Annotated in this window: 13 protein-coding genes; 4 read left to right on the top strand and 9 right to left on the bottom strand. The window is 70.9% G+C overall.

Annotation, left to right across the window (positions count from 1 at the left end; genetic code table 11):
* Positions 1-8: 8 nt before the first annotated feature.
* From EDD40_RS38075 to EDD40_RS38060, 4 genes are read right to left on the bottom strand one after another with little or no spacing between them, the layout of a single operon-like run.
* On the bottom strand, positions 9-1,148 hold the full coding sequence (locus tag EDD40_RS38075) for an acyl-CoA dehydrogenase family protein (protein WP_123747175.1): 1,140 nt from the start codon (positions 1,146-1,148) through the stop codon (positions 9-11).
* Entirely contained in the window at positions 1,141-1,437 is a 297-nt protein-coding gene (locus tag EDD40_RS38070) for a phosphopantetheine-binding protein (protein WP_201435973.1), read from the bottom strand. Before EDD40_RS38070 ends, EDD40_RS38075 begins: the two co-directional genes overlap by 8 nt.
* The gene (locus tag EDD40_RS38065; RefSeq protein WP_123747174.1) at positions 1,430-2,455 is read right to left on the bottom strand and encodes an HAD-IIIC family phosphatase; all 1,026 of its coding nucleotides are present in this window, start codon (positions 2,453-2,455) and stop codon (positions 1,430-1,432) included. Before EDD40_RS38065 ends, EDD40_RS38070 begins: the two co-directional genes overlap by 8 nt.
* Before the next feature lie 49 nt (positions 2,456-2,504).
* A complete protein-coding gene (locus EDD40_RS38060) occupies positions 2,505-3,359 on the bottom strand; it encodes a 3-hydroxyacyl-CoA dehydrogenase family protein (protein ID WP_123747173.1) in 855 nt (284 codons plus the stop codon).
* Between the two features lie 988 nt (positions 3,360-4,347).
* Between EDD40_RS38060 and EDD40_RS38055 the strand changes: the two genes are divergently transcribed.
* Positions 4,348-5,088, top strand: a complete 741-nt coding sequence (locus tag EDD40_RS38055) for a methyltransferase (RefSeq protein ID WP_211348335.1) — start codon at positions 4,348-4,350, stop codon at positions 5,086-5,088.
* Positions 5,089-5,211: 123 nt separating this feature from the next.
* Here EDD40_RS38055 and EDD40_RS38050 read toward each other — a convergent pair whose 3' ends face one another.
* Complete coding sequence (locus EDD40_RS38050) at positions 5,212-7,857, bottom strand: alpha/beta hydrolase family protein (protein ID WP_246038390.1); 2,646 nt, start codon at positions 7,855-7,857, stop codon at positions 5,212-5,214.
* 153 nt (positions 7,858-8,010) lie between these two features.
* Positions 8,011-8,589 (bottom strand): hypothetical protein, encoded by a 579-nt coding sequence (locus tag EDD40_RS38045; RefSeq protein ID WP_123747170.1) that lies wholly within the window; start codon positions 8,587-8,589, stop codon positions 8,011-8,013.
* Positions 8,590-8,772: 183 nt separating this feature from the next.
* Between EDD40_RS38045 and EDD40_RS38040 the strand changes: the two genes are divergently transcribed.
* The 3 genes from EDD40_RS38040 (at position 8,773) to EDD40_RS38030 (ending at position 12,551) form a co-directional block, all read left to right on the top strand.
* Positions 8,773-9,354 (top strand): TetR/AcrR family transcriptional regulator, encoded by a 582-nt coding sequence (locus tag EDD40_RS38040; RefSeq protein ID WP_123747169.1) that lies wholly within the window; start codon positions 8,773-8,775, stop codon positions 9,352-9,354.
* Between the two features lie 264 nt (positions 9,355-9,618).
* Complete coding sequence (locus EDD40_RS38035; protein ID WP_123747168.1) at positions 9,619-10,953, top strand: NAD(P)/FAD-dependent oxidoreductase; 1,335 nt, start codon at positions 9,619-9,621, stop codon at positions 10,951-10,953.
* On the top strand, positions 10,950-12,551 hold the full coding sequence (locus EDD40_RS38030; RefSeq protein ID WP_123747167.1) for an aminotransferase class I/II-fold pyridoxal phosphate-dependent enzyme: 1,602 nt from the start codon (positions 10,950-10,952) through the stop codon (positions 12,549-12,551). Before EDD40_RS38035 ends, EDD40_RS38030 begins: the two co-directional genes overlap by 4 nt.
* A 99-nt stretch (positions 12,552-12,650) precedes the next feature.
* On the opposite strand, the gene EDD40_RS38025 is transcribed toward EDD40_RS38030, so the two are convergent.
* The 3 genes from EDD40_RS38025 to EDD40_RS38015 form a co-directional block, all read right to left on the bottom strand.
* Positions 12,651-13,637, bottom strand: a complete 987-nt coding sequence (locus EDD40_RS38025) for a LacI family DNA-binding transcriptional regulator (protein ID WP_123747166.1) — start codon at positions 13,635-13,637, stop codon at positions 12,651-12,653.
* A 492-nt stretch (positions 13,638-14,129) separates the two neighbouring features.
* A complete protein-coding gene (locus EDD40_RS38020; protein ID WP_170185357.1) occupies positions 14,130-15,473 on the bottom strand; it encodes a CE1 family esterase in 1,344 nt (447 codons plus the stop codon).
* Between the two features lie 38 nt (positions 15,474-15,511).
* Complete coding sequence (locus tag EDD40_RS38015) at positions 15,512-16,867, bottom strand: extracellular catalytic domain type 1 short-chain-length polyhydroxyalkanoate depolymerase (protein WP_123747165.1); 1,356 nt, start codon at positions 16,865-16,867, stop codon at positions 15,512-15,514.
* Positions 16,868-16,917 lie beyond the last annotated feature (50 nt).

The following is a 16,917-nucleotide window of genomic DNA, read 5'->3' as shown; positions in this document are numbered from 1 at the left end:
TTCATTGCCTAGTTCTTCCTGGCGTACTTCTTGTAGCCGAAGTCGGCGATCATGACCTGCTGCAGCTGGGAGGTCCCCTCGATGACCTCGAGGATCTTCGCCTCCCGGAACAGGCGCTCCGCCGGGAAACCCGACCAGCACCCGTTCCCGCCGAGCACCTGGACCGCGTCCGACGTCGCGCGCTGCGCGATCGTGGACGAGAAGTACTTCGCGATGTTGGTCTCCATGGCCGCGTCGGCGGTGCGCGGCGCCAGGAAGCGGCCCGCCCGCCGGCACAGCTCCCTGGCCGCGGCGACGTTCGTGACCGCGTCCGCGACCATCTTCTGCACCAACTGCTGCGTGCCGATCTTGACGCCGAACTGCTCGCGGCGCGTGGCGTAGGAGCACATCTCCTCCAGCGCCGCCTGCGCCAGCGCGACGCCCGCCCACGCGATGCTGTACCGACCGTGCAGCAGGGCCGTGTTGACCACGAAGCCGAAGCCCGCGCCGACGCCCGCGACGAGGTTCTCCGCCGGCACCTCGACGTCGGCGAAGGCGACCTCCGCGATGTGCGTCGCCCGGTTGCCCAGGAACCCGGACATGGGCCGGGTGTCCACTCCCGGCGCGTCCCGCTCCACGATGAACGCGCTCGTCGTGCCGTGGTCGGAGGCGACCACCAGGAACAGGTCGGCGATCCCGGCGAAGGAGATCCACTTCTTCCGTCCGTTGAGGACGAACGTGTCGCCCTTCCTGGTGTAGGTCGTGGTCACGGCGGCGGCGTCGGACCCGGCGTTCTCCTCGGACAGCGCGAAGCACGCGATCCGCTCGCCGCGGGCGAGCGCGGGCAGGTACTTCTCCTTGAGCCGCTTCGACGCCAGGTCCACCAGCGTCCCGGCCACGATGGAGGTGTGCACGGTCAGCAGCGCCCGGGTGGAGGCGCACGCCTTGCCGATGACCTCGGTGAGCTCCCCGTACGCCAACGGGTCCAGGCCCAGGCCGCCCCACCTCGCGGGGATCGCCGCGCCGAGGAAGCCCTCGGCCGCCATGGTCCTGACGACGTCGGCCGGCAGGCGCTCGTCGCGGTCGAACTCCGCGGCCCGGGGCGCCAGCCCGGTGTCCGCGAACGACCTGGCTCTCGCGATGACCTCGGACGGGTCGACGTCACTCACCCGACGGGCTCTTCAGGTCGGCGACCATGTCCGCGAGGCGGCGGACCGAGCTGAAGTTCCGCAGCACGATGTAGTCGTCCGGCACCTCGACGTCGAACGTGGACTCCACGTAGTGCAGGAGCTGCATGGCGAACAGCGACGTGAAGAAGCCCCGCTCGAAGATGTTGTCCTCGTCGTGCAGCTCCACGTCCTTGAACGCGGTCATGTTCTCCCGCAGGTAAGCCCGGATGTTGGCCGCGGCGTCCGCCACCGTGACGTCTGCCATGTTCACCACCGCCTCGTCATGCATCGATCTCGACCTTGATGTACTCGGGGTATCCCTGCCGGAGAGCGAGGTCGTTCTCGTACAGGTGGTCACTGCCCTCTTGCGACACCACGCGGAAGTTCGCCAGCTGGTAGGTCACCAGCATCTGGCGGTTGCGGTCGGTGCGGCGGAAGCGGGCGAACAGGCGCTTGCCGTGGTCGGCGGCGCGCTGCAGCAGGAACGACAGCAGCACCGTGCCCACGCCCTTGGACACCGTGCGGCAGGACATGAGCAGCAGGTTGATGGTCCAGCGGTCGTCCCGCTTCTCCACCAGCGCCATGCCGATCTTGCCGTACGAGCCGTAGCGGTCGGTCAGCTCGCAGACCCACAGGTCGTGGTCCGGGTCGCGCATCAGCTCGTCGAGCTGCTCGTAGGAGTACTGGATGCCGGTGGAGTTCAGCTGGTTGGTGCGCTCGGTCAGCTCTTCGAGGCGCAGCAGGTCGTCGTCCTTGGCCCGGGAGATGGTGAAGATCATGCCGAGGCCGCCGAGGAACTCGTCCGCGGGACCCCGGTGGTCGAGCTCGGCCTCGTGGCGCGCCTGGTCCTCCAGGTACATGAGCCGACGCCGGCTCGCGTCCTCGGTGACCACCTTGGGGTTCAGGCGGGGCATGGACAGCACGGTGTGCAGCTGCGCCGAGTCGACCGTCTCGACCTCGGGGTGGGCGAAGGCCACCTCGTCGCGCTCGAACGGCTGGTCGTCCACGAACATGATCGTGTCGATGCCGATGTTGAGCTTCTCGCGGATCGCGGCGACGGAGCTGGACTTGCTGTTCCAGTTGATCTGCGGGTACAGGAAGTACTCGGCGAGGCCGAGCCCTTCCAGCACGCGCATCGCGTCGTCGTGGTTGTTCTTGCTGGCGACCGACTGGAGGATGCCGCGGGCGTCCAGGGTCTTGACCAGGTCCACCACGTCGTCGCGCGGGACGAGCTCGTCGCCCGCCGACAGCGTGCCGTGCCACAGCGTGTCGTCGAGGTCCCACACGACGCACTTGACCATCTTCATGAATCGACGTCCCCCAGAGTGATCACTGCCTGTGCCGTTCCCGCGCGGATCAGTGCTGCGCGTACGTGTAGAACCCCTGGCCGCTCTTCCGGCCGAGGAGCCCGGCGGCGACCATCTTCTTGAGCGTCGGGCAGCAGCGGAACTTGCTGTCCTGGAACTCCTCGTAGAGCACGTTCAGCGAGTTGACGACGGTGTCCAGCCCGATGAGGTCGGCGGTCTCCAGCGGACCCATCCGGTGCCCGTAGCCGAGCTTGAAGATCGCGTCGACCTGCTCGGGCTCGGCCACGCCGTCGTGCACCAGGAAGGCCGCCTCGTTCATGAAGAGGTGCGACAACCGGTTGGACACGAAGCCGGGCATGTCGTTGACCACGATGGACCGCTTGCCCAGCGAGCCGACGAACTCCTCGGCCCGCTTGATCGTGTCGTCGGAGGTGTGGAAGCCGCGCACGACCTCCGCGCACTCCAGCAGCGGCACGGGGTTCATGAAGTGGATGCCCACGACGTCGGCGGGTCGGGCCGTGCGGGCGGCGAGCTTGGTGATGGAGATGCAGCTCGTGTTCGCGGCGATCTTCACGCCCTCGCCGCAGACCTCGCGCAGCCGGAGGTACAGCCGCTCCTTCGCGGCCAGGTCCTCCACGATGTTCTCGACGATCCAGTCGGCCTCGGCGAGGTCGCCCAGGTCCGCGGTGAAGCGGATGCGGCCCAGGACCTCGTCGGCTTTCCACGAGCCCGTGGTCGGGGACATCATCCGGAACTTCCGGACCAGCCCGCGGGCGTCCCGGGGAGCCGCGGCCAGCACGTCGGGATCGTGGTCGGTCAGGATGACGTCATAACCGTTGGCGGCGCACGTGATGGCCACGTCCTTGCCCATCACGCCCGCGCCGATGACCCCTACTGTCGCCATGCCCCGGTCGCCCCCGCTAACGAAGAGTGCGCGCAGTGCGCGCGAACGTCCACACATTCTTTTTTCGCGCACGCCGCCCGCCGACGTCGTGCCGAGAACCGGCCGGGCGTCGAAAACAAGCTTCGTACTCGATTGAACCGTCCTTCGGATACGGGCACCCGAAGAATCAGCCGTAGCCCGCCCGAACCATGCGAGATCAACCCCTACTGACCCTTTCGGCCAGGAGGAGGCTTTCACTACGCCGTTTGCGCGCTACGTCCGGTTCGTACCTTCCGTGCCAGGGACGATACACAGAACGCCGCAGCCGCGTAAAGGTTTCACCAAGGCTACGGAAGGTAGCAGGCCGATCGCGCGGCGTGCCCGACCCGAACATTCCCGTACCTACCGGGAAGTAAAGTCCGAAAACAGGCCGCGGCACAGTGTCGATCTTGATCGGGGTTAGGACCACCCGCGTGGACTGGACATTCCGGTGCCCCACAAGGAATTTCCCGGATCCGTGGAAGCCTCGCATTCGAGCCGGCACGGTCCCTCTCGACCGGCCCGACACCAGAACGGCAGATACCCCGCCCGACCTCATCAAGAGTGGTCTGACCAGCACAAACATCGCCAGCAGGACCGACATCGCGGCGTTTCCCCCGCCGACGCGCCACCCACCCGGAGCCCCTTATAGCGGACGACCGCCGCCCTTCTCCGGTGTTTGACAAGAATTTTTCGCGAAGTTAAGAGCGGGTCAAGGGAACCGCCGCCGATCGGTCTCCGACCCGACGGATAGCGGCTGGTCACTACGCGGTTCCGCATCCGGATGATGTCGTCTCAAATGGTAGAAGATTCAACCTGGATGCTGAATCCCGCACCTGTCGGTGCGCCGTCGATACCGCCGGACAATCCATCCGGTGACGGGGTCGAACGCACCCTTGTCGACCTTGGGGGCAACGTCTAACATGCGTCGTTCCGCCTCGACGAAACCACCGACCAGCAAGGAACGACCGTGGACAGAACGTTTGCCGAAGATGTCGGCGACTGGCTGGTCGCCCAAGCCGACGATCTCCTCCAGGTCGGCGGCACGAAACAACTCATGGGGCTCGACTGGACGGTTCTGCCGGAAGTGTGGCCGCCCGATCCCGCGACCGAGGTGTTCACCTCCGCGCTCCCGTTCGGCCCCGGCACGCGCTTCCTGGAAATCGGCTGCGGCGCCGGCGTGACGAGCGTGATGGCCGCCAGGAACGGGTGCGAGCGCGTCGTCGCGGCCGACATCAACCCGGCCGCCGTCGCCAACACCGAGCTGAACGCCGAAACCCACGGGGTCGGGGACCGGGTGGAGGCGCTGACGAGCGACCTGTTCCACGAGTTCGCGCCGACGGACGTGTTCGACCTGATCGTCTCCAACCCGCCGCTCGTCCGGGCCCGCGAGGACCGCGCCTACGACCGGCCGATCGAGCGGTCGGTGTTCGATCCGGGCTACGGCATCCACCAGCGGTTCTTCGACGAGGTGAAGCCGCACCTCGCCGAGGACGGGCGGATCTTCATGAACACCAGCGACACGATGGGCGACCCGAAGTCGATCGTGGCGCTCGCCGTGCGCATGGGCTTCGCCGTGCGCAAGCACCACTCGAACCGGATCGAGATCCCCGGCTCGCTGATCGGCTGGACCCCGGCGGTCGCCGCCGCCGCGGACGAGCACGGCCTGGTCCACATCGACTCGTCGATCTACGAGTTCCAGCTGATCTGACGGCCGACCGTCCACTGTGGTCAGGACGAGTCGCGCGCGGTGTCCCCGGACGACGCGCGGTGTCCCGGAACGACCGGTGGCCCGCGGACGGGGATCGTCCGCGGGCCACCGGTCACGTGAGGGTCAGCCGACCGGGCCGTCGGTGACCGTGCCGAAGACCGTGGTGCCGATCGAGCCGGGGGTGCGGGTCGCGAGGTCGAAGCGGATCCGCTCGGTGGGCTCGACCTCCGCGTCGGCCACCGTCAGCACGGACACGTCCACGCTCACCTGCCCGCGCTGGAAGTAGGCGGTCACCCCCAACCCGGTGGACGACAGCGGCCGGGAGGGCAGCGGTTCCTCCCGGGACACGCGTTGGCGGAACCACACCTCGTCGACGTCCGTGGTGGACAGTTCGACGCCGTCCGGTGCGATCGGCCGGCCGGCGACCGTGACGTTCGAGTCGGCGACCGAGGACAGCGTCACCCGCCACGTCAGCGTGCCGCCCTCGGTGACCTCGCCGACGACCGGGGTGGCGGTGACGGTCGGCTCGGGGTCGTCGTTCGGCACGGTCAACCGGTCGGTGTAGCGGCCGACGACCGCGCCCTTCACCGCCTTGGCCAGGACCACGCGCTTGGCGCCGAAGCTCCAGCGGGTGTTCCCGGTGACCTGCACCGGGATCGCGACCTCGTGCTGCCCGGGCTCGATCGCCACCAGCTGCTCGGTGTACGCGCCGTCCTCGCCCTGGACGAGCACCCGCACGGAGCCCGCGCCGTCACCGGTGACCGAGACCGGGAAGTGGACGGTCCGCGTGCCGGAGTCGCCTTCCTCCACGGTCAGCGCGCCCACGTCGACGCGCGGCAGCGCCACCGGGCGCGGGTCCGGCAGGCCGGGCGCCCAGCCGTGGGCGTCGATGAGCCACGCCTCCCCGGAGTCCCCGTGCGGGACGAGTTCCAGCTCGGCGACGCGGCGCAGGTCGATCCCGCGCGCCGGCAGCGGCACGCGGACCTCCTGCGCCCACCGGGCGGAGAGCCGCTCGGTGGCGGGCAGGCCGTCCAGCGCCACCGTCCCCAGCTGCGCGCGCCGCCCGGCGGCGTCGGTGACGGCCACGTCGAAGCGGTTGGCGGTGGTGTTCGGCGGCACGGCCAGCCTCAGCGCCAGGTGCCTCGACCCCGCCAGGGACACCGGCGCACCGGGGCGCACGGTCGAGGACTGGCCGTCGGCGGTCCACCGCAGGGCCACGGCGAACCGGCCGGACTCCGGCACCACGCGGTTGAACCGGACGAAGTGCGGTGACGGGCGGGCGGCGGCCGGGTCGACGCACGCCGCCGCCGCGTCGGCCGAGACCTGCGCGCACACCCGCGCGGACCCGCTCGCCGACGTCGTCTCGTCAGGCACGACGAACGGTGAGCGCGCGCCGCCGACGGCGTGGGCGAGCACGCGCGCCGGGTCCGCCGAGGGCGCGCGGACGCCCGAGCCGTCGAGCAGGGGCAGCACCCGCCGGTCTCCCGCCACGAACAGCCGCGCCGCGGCGGCGATGTAGGTCGCGCCCGCGTTCTGCTGCTGCTCGGCCGTGAGCCGGGTGGGCGTGCCCGGCGAGCACACCGCGTCGGTCCACGTGACGGGGAAGTCGTCGTTGGCCGGCGCCTCCGCCTGACCGGGCGTCCACTCGGTGTTGAAGAAGTTGTGGTTCGCGCCGACGACGTACAGCGCGCTGTGCAGCGCCGCTCCCCGGCTCACGCCGCGAGTGCCGTCCACGGACAGCTGGCCCTGGAGGTCGGACACGTCGCCGTCGCAGCCGGGCAGGATGGTCGCCGACGGGACGTCCGGCGCGGGGTTGTGCCCGAAGATCGTCGGGCCGATGAGCAAGGTGCCCTTGACGGTCCAGCGCACCGGATCACCCTGGGGCGGCGGGGAAACGCTGTCGACCGCGGCCCGGTTGACGCCCTCGCCGCCACGCGAGTGGCCGACCAGGAACACGGCGCCCAGGTCGGCGACGGGCGCGGCGCGGACGACCTCGGGCGCGGCGGCCCGACCGGCGCCCGCCCAGTCGGCCCACCTCGCCAGGTGGGCGCGGACCAGCGCCGAGCGCGCGCCGGCGCCCGACTCGACGTCCAGCGTGTCCTGGGCGTTGACCGAGTTGGCCGACACGGACACCGTCACGTAGCCCTGCGAGGCGAGCAGCCGCTGCGCCTGGAGGTAGCCGCGGTGGCTCGGCACCGGCTTGGCGGGCGCCGGGCAGGGCCACTCCAGCAGGACCTGGGTCTCGTTGTAGCAGGTGACGTGCCTGCCGTGCAGGAACAACGCCAGCGGTCGCCTGCCCGGCGCGCCGGTCGGCGCGACGACCACGGCCCGCATCTCCAGCGGCACCGCGTAGCCGGGCGCGGTGATCGGGTCGAGTTCGTACTCCCCGGTGCGCGTGGCGAACGGGCCGGGTTTGCCGGGGTCGACCTCGCCGGCGGGCGACAACGCGGGTGGCTCGCCGATCGACGCGGTCGACGCGGGCGCGGGCTCCTCCGCGTCCAGCCGCCGGCCCGAGACCCGCACCTGGAGCTCGTCGACGTCGTCGAACCCCGCCCCGGGCAAGGTGTACGTGCGCAGGTCGGCGGACGTGCCGGGCACGCCCAGCAACCGGTCGCCCTCCCAGAACTCGACCGCGGCGCCGCCGGGCGGAACCGGGGCGGGCGCGGTCCACGTCAGCCCCGCACCGGTGATCGCCCACCCCGCGGGCGGCGACGGGTCCGCCGGTCGCGCCTGGGCCGGCGCGGCGACCGGCAGGACGAGAGCCGCCACCGTCAACGCGGGTAACAATAGTCTGATCGAGCGCATGAGCGATCCCCCTGAATCGACCGACGTGCGACCAGTTCTAGTGGTGGCGGACGGGGCCCCACAAGCGTTGGCGAAACTGTTGCGGGCCGTTCGCCCCGACATTGCCCGAAAGTCCCTTCACCTCGCGTCGGCCGCGCGGAGGTGCAGGCGGATCGCCGAGATCAGGAAGAAGACGCCGCCCACGGCCGCGTAACCGGCGATGGTGGTGAGCGACGCGTCGGCGCCGCCGGCCTGCAGGACGAAGGTCGAGCCGGCGACGGCGGACAGGCCGCCGCTGAGGATCATCGCCCACTGGCCGCCGAGCCGGCGGCGCTGGATCGCGACGACCAGCTGCACGATGCCGGCGGTGATCGCCCAGGCGCCCCACACCCGCAGCACGCTCGGGATGTCGGAGCCGGCGGCGACGGCCACGCCGATGGCGGCGAGCAGGCTCAGCGCCATGTTGGCGTACAGCGGCGCGCGGGGTCGTGCGGAGCCCGAGGAGCGGAAGTCGACTACGGCGGCGGCGACGTCGAACAGCGGGTAGACCACCAGCAGCGCGATGCCGAACGGGGTGAGCGCGGACGCGGTGAGGGCCAGCAGGCCGGTCCAGACGATGGCGAAGCCGAACCGGGCGTAGTAGAGGTTCCGCAGCCCGTCGGCGCCGCCGGTGGTCTCGGTGGCGACGGGGGTGGCGGCTTCGGTGGAACTGGACATCAGGTCCCTCTTCCGGTGATCGGGGCGGTGGCGGGGCGACTGCCCCGGCGACCGCAAGTAGACAGAACGATCGGTACACCCAGAGCGTGCGGCACACCCGCCGCGCCTGTCAAGACCGACCGTTCTATCTGCTAGCCTCGGTCAGGGGTCGCGAAGGGCGGAGATCCCGAAGGGTTGGGGAAGATGTCGGAAGCACGAGCGCGACTGCTCGGCACGGCCAGCGCGCTGTTCTACGCCGAAGGGCTCCACTCGGTCGGCATCGACCGCATCATCGCCGCCGCCGGGGTGACCCGGGCCACGCTGTACCGGCACTTCCCGAGCAAGGACGACCTCGTGGTCGCCTACCTGACCCAGGGCGACGAGGCGATCCGCGCGCGAACGGACGCCGCGCGGAGCCGCGACTCGTCCCCAGAGGACGTCGTCCGCGCCGTCGGGCGGTCCATCGCCGACGACATCCGCCGCCCCGGCTTCCGGGGCTGCGCGTTCCTCAACGCCGCCGCCGAGTACCCCGACCCGGCCCACCCGGTCCACCGGGCGGTCCTCAGGCACCGGCAGTGGTTCCAGGCCACGATCACCGAACTCCTCGCCGCCACCGGGGAAACCGACCCGGAACCCGCCGCCCGCCACTTCGCCATGCTGCGGGACGGCGCGATGGCCGCCGGCTGCCTGACCGACCCGGAGCCGATCTGCGAGACGTTCCTGCGCGGGGTCGAAGAACTGCTCGAACACCTCGGTCGCGACCGTCGGCAACCGCATCCCGCCTGATCGCCGGCACTCGGGCCGACTGCCTCCCGAAATTATTTCGAATACGCGGGAGGTGAGCGACCCTCTCGACGTCCCGGAGCACTCCGGAACGCCACCGCAATTGCGCCGGTGAACTGCGGGAACCGCGGGACGGCGCATCGCACCGCCTTCACCGCATTGATCCCGCGAGCCCATGTCCGAAGCCGATGGGCGGTGTCGCGCGCGCCGGGGGGCGCTCGACCGTTCGGCCCTGTACAGGGGGTGGACGTGCGGTTGGATGATCGCATGTACAACGCCATTGTCGTAGGTGGCCGGTGCGCCGGGGCGGCGGTCGGGACGCACCTGGCCCGCCGCGGGCTCCGGGTATTGGTCGTGGACCGGTCGACATTTCCCAGCGACGTCCTCTCCACGCATTTCGTGTGGCCGCACGGAGCCTCCTACCTGAACCGGCTGGGGGTGCTGGACCAGATCAAGGCCGTGACCCCCGGGCACACCCACGTCACCATGGTCAACAATGGCCTCCCGTTACGCGGCAGCGTGCCCGAAGAATTGTTGCGCAACCAATTCCGCTTACTGCACGACGACGACCGCGGCATCACCACGGAATACTTCTCGGTCCGCCGGCACGTGCTCGACAAGATCCTGGTCGACAACGCGGTGCGGGCCGGCGTCGAATTCCGCGAGGGCTACACCGTCAAGGAGCTCCTGCGCGACGAGGACGGGACCGTCGTCGGCATCGAGGGCCGGGACGGCACGGTCGAGCACGCCCAGGTGGTGATCGGCGCCGACGGGCGCAACTCCTTCGTCGCCCGCGCGCTCGGGATCGGGAAGTTCGACGAGCGACCGAGGTGCACCTACGCCTACTGGAGCTACTTCAGCGGCATCCCCGACGCCGAGGCGCAGCTCCACCGGCGGGGCAGGCTGGGGATGGCGATGGCCTCGACCAACCACGGGCAGACCATGGTGCTGACGTGGGGGCCGAGCGAGTGGGCCGAGCGGTTCCGGGCCGACGTGGAGGGCAACTTCCACCGGGCGCTCGGGCTGATCAGCGAAGAGGCGGCGGACACCGTGGCGCGGGCGCGGCGGGAGGAGCGCTTCTACGGGACGCTCGACCAGGCCGCCTACCTGAGGCAGTTGCACGGGCCCGGCTGGGTGCTGGTGGGCGACGCCGAGTCGTTCAAGGACCAGTGCACGGCGCTGGGGATCACCCACGCCCTGCGCGACGCGGAACTGGCCGCCGAGGCGATCGGCCGGTGGCTCGGCGGTGAGACCGACCGCGACACCGCCATGGCCGGGTACGCGGCCAAGCGGCGCAGCCAGACCGCCGCGGCCTACTACGACTACGTGTGCACGCTCGCGGAGATGAAGCCGCTGCGGCACGACGAGCTCCAGCTGTTCGCGATCCTGCGCGGCAACCAGGCCGAGATCGACCGCTTCATCGCCACCCACGTCGACGTGGCGCCGGTCTCGGAGTTCTTCGACCCCTCCAACGTGTTCCTGCTCAACGACACGGCCAAGGAGTCCTCGCGCGACCACAGCGCGTTCGCCGACTTCGAGGCGACCTACCGCGAGCACCAGCGCAACCCGTTCTCGCTCGCAGCGGCGGAGGCGACCCGATGACCGGCGTCCTGGCACACGAGCGCGAGGACGGCGAGGTCGTCGCGTCGCTGATCGCCGCCGCCGACACGGCCGGCGCCGACCCGCTCGCCGCGGCCAAGGCGGTCGCCGAGGCCGCGCGCGAGGTCTCGGACATGATGCGGAACTGGGCGTCGCACATCCCGTGGGAGGACCTGGAGGAGCTCGACACCCTCCCGCCCGACGAGGTCGTCCGCTTCTTCGCCGAGGACTACCCGGCGGTCCGGGCCGACCTGGAGCCGATGTGGGAGCCGGCGACCACGGCCGCGCCCGCGATCGACCCCGACGAGGACTACGCGCTCGACAAGAACGCCTACGACTTCTTCCGGCCCGTCGGGGCCAACCTGCTCGGCCGGACCGAGGAGTTCCACGGCTGGGTGGAAGCACGCCGGCGCACCGAGACCTGGCAGTACTCCCGGGTCCTGGAGGCGGCGCCCGGCGGGGTCGCCACCATCACCAACGACCTGAGCAAACCCGCCCGGGGCATCAACTTCAACTCCCAGGACTACCTGTCGTTCAACGCGCACCCGGAGATCCGGGAGGCGGCGGTCAGGGCGATGCGCGACTTCGGCCCGCACAGCGCCGGGTCGCCGATGGTGCTGGGCAACACCCGCATCTCCGACGAGCTGGAGGCCGCCCTCGGGGAGCTGGTCGGCCTGGAGCACGTGACGCTGTTCTCGAACGGGTGGTCGGCGGGGTTCGGCGCCGTCACCGGCCTGGTCCGCCAGGAGGACCACATCCTCATCGACCGCCTCGCCCACTCCTGCCTGCAGACGGGGGCGCGCGCGGCGACCAGGAACATCACCCGCTACACCCACCTCGACGTCGAGGCCGTGCGCGCCCACCTGGCCCGGATCCGCGCCGCCGACACCCACAACGGCATCATGGTCATCACCGACGGCCTGTTCTCGGTGGACTCCGACTGGCCGGACGTCGCCGCCCTGCAGGAGGTCTGCCACGCCTACGACGCGACGCTGCTCGTCGACGTCGCCCACGACCTCGGCTCGATGGGCCCCGGCGGCACCGGCGTGCTGGGCATGCAGGACATGCTGGGCAAGGTCGACCTGGTGATGGGCGCGTTCTCCAAGACCTTCGCCTCCAACGGCGGCTTCGTCGCGGCCAAGTCGCCCGCGGTGAAGCAGTACATCAAGATGTTCGCCGGGTCGCACTTCTTCTCCAACGCCCTGTCGCCCATGCAGACCGCGGTGGTGCTCCAGGCGGCCCGGATCATCCGCACCGACGAGGGCGAGGCCCTGCGCGGGCGGCTGTTCTCCGCCATCCACGCCCTGCGCGACGAGCTGACGACGCGCGGGTTGACCTGCATGGGCTCGCCGAGCCCGATCGTGCCGGTGCTGATCGGCAACGAGAAGCTCGCGCGGACCGTCAACCGGCTGCTGTTCGACCGGGGGGTGCTCGCGTTCATGGTCGAGTTCCCCGTCACCCCGACCGGCGCCTCGCGCTTCCGGTTGCAGGTGCAGGCCGCGCACGAGCCGGCACAGGCGCGGGAAGCGGCCCGCATCATCGACGAGGCCCTGCGCGACGCGAAGGCGTACCTGTCCAGCGCGTTCGGCAACTCGTTCTAGTGGGTCGGGCGCCCGCGGCGGTCGCGAGCGCCCTCCCCCGCCGCGGGTCCCGGGGACGCGGTCAAGCAGGCCCGCACCGTCGAGCAGGCCCGCGCCGGCTCAGCTCGACGGTGGTCGGACGCTGTCCCTCGGCACCAGCGTCGGGCTGGACGTGCGGCGGATCTCGTCGACCGGGTTCCCGTCGATCTGGGTGATCAGGAGGTCGAGGGCGTCGCGGGCCACCTCGGCGAAGTCCGGCCGGACGGTGGTCAGCGGCGGGATGAAGTACGCGGCCTCGGGCACGTCGTCGAAGCCGACCACGCTCACGTCGTGGGGAACCCGCCTGCCGCGCTCGCTCATCGCCCGGAGGATGCCGAGCGCCAGGTGGTCGTTGGCCGCGAAGATCGCCGTGACCTCGGGCATCCGCGCCAGCACCTGGCCCGCCCGGTACCCGGAAGCGGCGCTCCAGTCGGCGGACATGATCGGCGGCACCTCCGCGCCGACGGCCTCCAGCGCCGACCGCCAGCCCACGATCCGGCCGGCGCTGTCGAACCAGTCCGACGGTCCCGAGACGTGCCACACCGTGCGGTGGCCCGCCTGCAACAGGTGGGCGGTGGCGGCGAACGCGCCCGCCGCCTGGTCCACCGTCACCAGCGGGGTCGAGCGCTCGGCGTCGCCGTCGACCATCACCAGCGGCACGCCGGGCGACACGGCGTCCACCGCGTCGTGGGCCGACGCGGTCGGCGCGATCACGACGATCCCCGCCACCCGCTGGTCGCGGTGCCGCTCCAGGGCCGTGGTGATCGACTCGCGGTCCAGCACGTCCACGCGGTGCGCGGTCACCACGAACCCGGCCTCGACGGCGACCTGCTCGAACGCCGCCAGCAGCGAGACCGGTCCGCAGAGGGTCGTGTTCTGCGCCACCACGCCGATCAGCTGCGAGCGGCCCGTCACCAGTGCCCGGGCGGCCCGGTTCGGGCGGTAGCCCAACTCGTCGATCGCCGCCTGGACCCGTGAGCGCGTCTGCTCCTGGACGTACGGGTGCCCGTTGAGCACGCGCGACACCGTTTGGTGCGAAACCCCGGCGAGCCGGGCGACGTCGGCCATCGCGGGCGCGCTGGATGTCCTGTTCCCCACTAATGTCCCATCTGCGCAGAACCGGCCGCGACGCCCACGACAGCGGGCACCGCGGGACCGGACCGCGGACGGCCGTGGGCCGCCACGGCGAGTCGGGCGCGGGTCGGTGGTCGAGACGGGCACGCCGGAAGCGACCACGCTCATCGGAGATCGGTGCCGAGCAGTCGACATCGGGGCCGATCGACAATGATCAGCAAGTCAATGTAGCCATATTTCAACCGGTCGGTCAACGCGCCCGCACGCTAAATATCGGGGTGCCGGTTTTAGCTCCGCGAAGCGGTCCGCAAGTGTTTCGGAGCCACCGCGGAAGGCGAGTCGACTTCGGCCCTTTGGGGCCGCTTTTCCATTCATGCGCGCCCGGGACGCCGCCGTGCGGCAATGGCCCGCACGGCAAGAGGCGGCCCGGAGAACCGGGCCGCCTCGTCGTGCCGGATCGCGCGCGGGTCGCCCCGGCGGTCGCGGTCAGGCGGTCGTGCAGGTGGCGTTGCCGAGGGTGTAGGTGGCGGGTTCGGCGGTGTTGCCGGTGTGGGTGGCCTGGAAGCCGATCCCCACCGACGCGCCGGGGGCGATGGTCGCGTTGTAGGACACGTTGCGGGCGGACACCTGCCCGGACGTCGGCGAGTAGGTCGCGTTCCAGCCGGAGGTGATGGTCTGGCCGGCCGCGAGGGTGAAGGTCAGGGTCCAGCCGTTGACGGCGGTGGTCCCGGTGTTGGTGATGGTGATGTCGGCGGTCAGGCCGGTGTTCCAGGCGTTCGTCGTGTTGGTGACGCGGCACGCGCCCGGTTCCGGTTGGCCAGTGGTGGTGGTGGTGGTCGTCGTCGTCGTGGTGGATGTGGTGGTGGTCGTGGTCGACGTGGTGGTCGTGGTCGTGGGACCGCTTTGGAACTGGGTGAAGAACCGCCACGTCTCGGCGGGCAACCAGGTCCGGGAACCGCTGTCCCCGGTGGCGCCGTCCTGCGGGGCGGCGATGTGGCCCTCGTCGAACGCCGCCCACACCACCGGGTAGCCCTCACGGCACCCCGAGTAGGTCGTGATCACGTGGGTCAGGCTGCCCTGCGCCGGTTCACGCGGGCTCTGGGCGGCGCAGCCGTTGTTGGCGACGAAGCGGTCGCGCATCGACCGGCCGCCCGCGATCCCCAGCACGTTGTCCCGGAGGCCGTGCGCCGCGAAGTACGCGATGGGCCGGGTGCCTCCGCTGCACCCGCTGAGCTGGCCCACGGCGTAGACCGCGACCGCGCGGAAGACGTCCGGTCGGGCGCAGGCGACGGCGTAGCTCATGGCCGCGCCGTAGCTGAAGCCCAGGGCGAAGCGCTGGGTGGTGTCGACGCAGAGGCCGGCGTCGAGCTGCCGGTTGATGTCGTCGACGAGCGTGATGTCCTCGCCGCCGTTGTTGGCCCACCCGTTGTTCAGGCCCTGGGGCGCGACGAAGATGGTGCTGTTGTCGGCCAGGCGTTGCAGCCCGTAGTAGGCCCAGACGTCCGTCTGCACGGTCCGGCCGGTGGCCACGTCGGTGGCCGAGCCGTTCAGCCAGTGGAAGCCGAAGACCACCCGGTACGGCCGGTTCACGTCGTAGTTGTCCGGCACCCGCAGGATGTAGCTGCGGGACTTGCCGCTGCTCTGGATCGCGATCGTGCCGCTGCGCAGCGACGGCGCCTTCCCGCAGCCGGCGGTCGCCGCGGCGGCGGTGACCTCCGCGGCCGAGGCGCGCTCGCCGAGGTCACCGCTCAGCACGGTGCCGACGGACGCCACGACGAGCAGCGCCGCCGCCGCGACCGAACCCAGGATCGACCTGCGCCTCGTAGTCACACGATTCTCCTCGTTGTCGGGCCGGGACCGCCCGGCGCTCAGGACGTGGCGCACGGCGTGCCGTTCAGGGTGAAGGACGTCGCCTTGGCGGCGTTGCCGTTGTGCGTGGCCTGGAAACCGATGCCGATCGAGGCGTTGGGCCCGATCGTGGGGTTGTAGGCGACGTTGCGCGCGGTCACCTGCCCGGACGTGGGCGAGTAGGTGGCGCTCCAGCCGGAGGTGATGGTCTGCCCGCTCGGCAGGGTGAAGGCCAGCGACCAGCCGTTGATCGCGGTGGCGCCGGTGTTGGTGATCGTGAGGTTCTCGGTGAGGCCGGTGTTCCAGGCGTTGACCGTGCCGGTGACGCGGCACGAGCCCGAGCCGCCCGGCGTCGTCGTGGTGGTGGTCGTGGTGGTGGTCGTCGTCGTGGTCGACGTGGAGGTGGAGGTGGAGGTGGTGGTGCTGGTCGGGTCGCCGGGTCGGTCCAGGCCGAAGAACGCGACGGCCTGGGCCGCCATGCCGCCGGCGGGCAGGGTGTGACCGGCGCCCTGGATGCTGTACGCCTCGACCCGGGTGGTGCCGGAGGCGTCGTTGTAGCGGCGCCGGTTCCAGTTCGCCTGCGGGGTGTCGGTGGACGACGGCGTCTGGCTCAGCCCGAACACGTCGGTCCACTGCTCGATGCTCTCCTGCAGCAGCGCGTACGGCACGAGGGTGTCGTTCGTGCCGTGCCAGAGCTGGACGCGCGGTCGGACGCCGGTGTAGCCGGGGTAGACCTGGCGCACCGCGTCACCCCACTGCTGCGGTGTGCGGTTCGCTCCCCCGTTGCCCGTGCACTTGCTGCTGCCCGGCGGGTAGTCGGCGGCGTTGGCGAAGCAGTTGAACGGCACGCCCATGAACGCCGCGCCCGCCTTGAACACGTCCGGGTACAGGGCGAGCATGTGGTTGGTCATCATGCCGCCGGAGGACGACCCGGTGGCGTAGACGCGGTTCGGGTCACCGCCGTAGCGCTGCTGGACGTAGTTCACCATCGACACGATGGACACCGGGTCGCTGCCGCCGCCGCGCCGCTTGGCCGCGTCGGACCAGGTGTCGAAGCACTTGCCGAACCCGGCCTGCTGCTCGGCGCTGGGGTAGATGACGACGAACCCGTGCCGGTCGGCCAGCGAGGCGAACTCGCTGCCCGAGTAGAAGCCGGGGCCGGTGCCGCCGCAGCCGTGCATGGCCACCACGATCCCGGGGTTGGCCGGGCGGGCGTCGGGCACGTAGACGTGCATCCGCATCCCACCGGGGTTGGAGCCGAAGTTGGTGACCTCGGTCAGCGACGCCGCCGAAGCGGGGGTGGAGGCGACGGAGACGAGGCCGGCCACGACCAGTGAGGTCGCGGCGGCGAGTAGCAGACTCGGTTTGACCTTCATGCGCTTGACTCCTTTGTTTCGCGCACGGCCGGACGGGGTGTTGGCGGCGG

Origin of the sequence: Saccharothrix texasensis (assembly GCF_003752005.1) — a bacterium.
GTDB classification, from domain to species: Bacteria; Actinomycetota; Actinomycetes; order Mycobacteriales; family Pseudonocardiaceae; genus Actinosynnema; species Actinosynnema texasense.
This window is presented reverse-complemented; position numbering and strand designations above follow the sequence as displayed.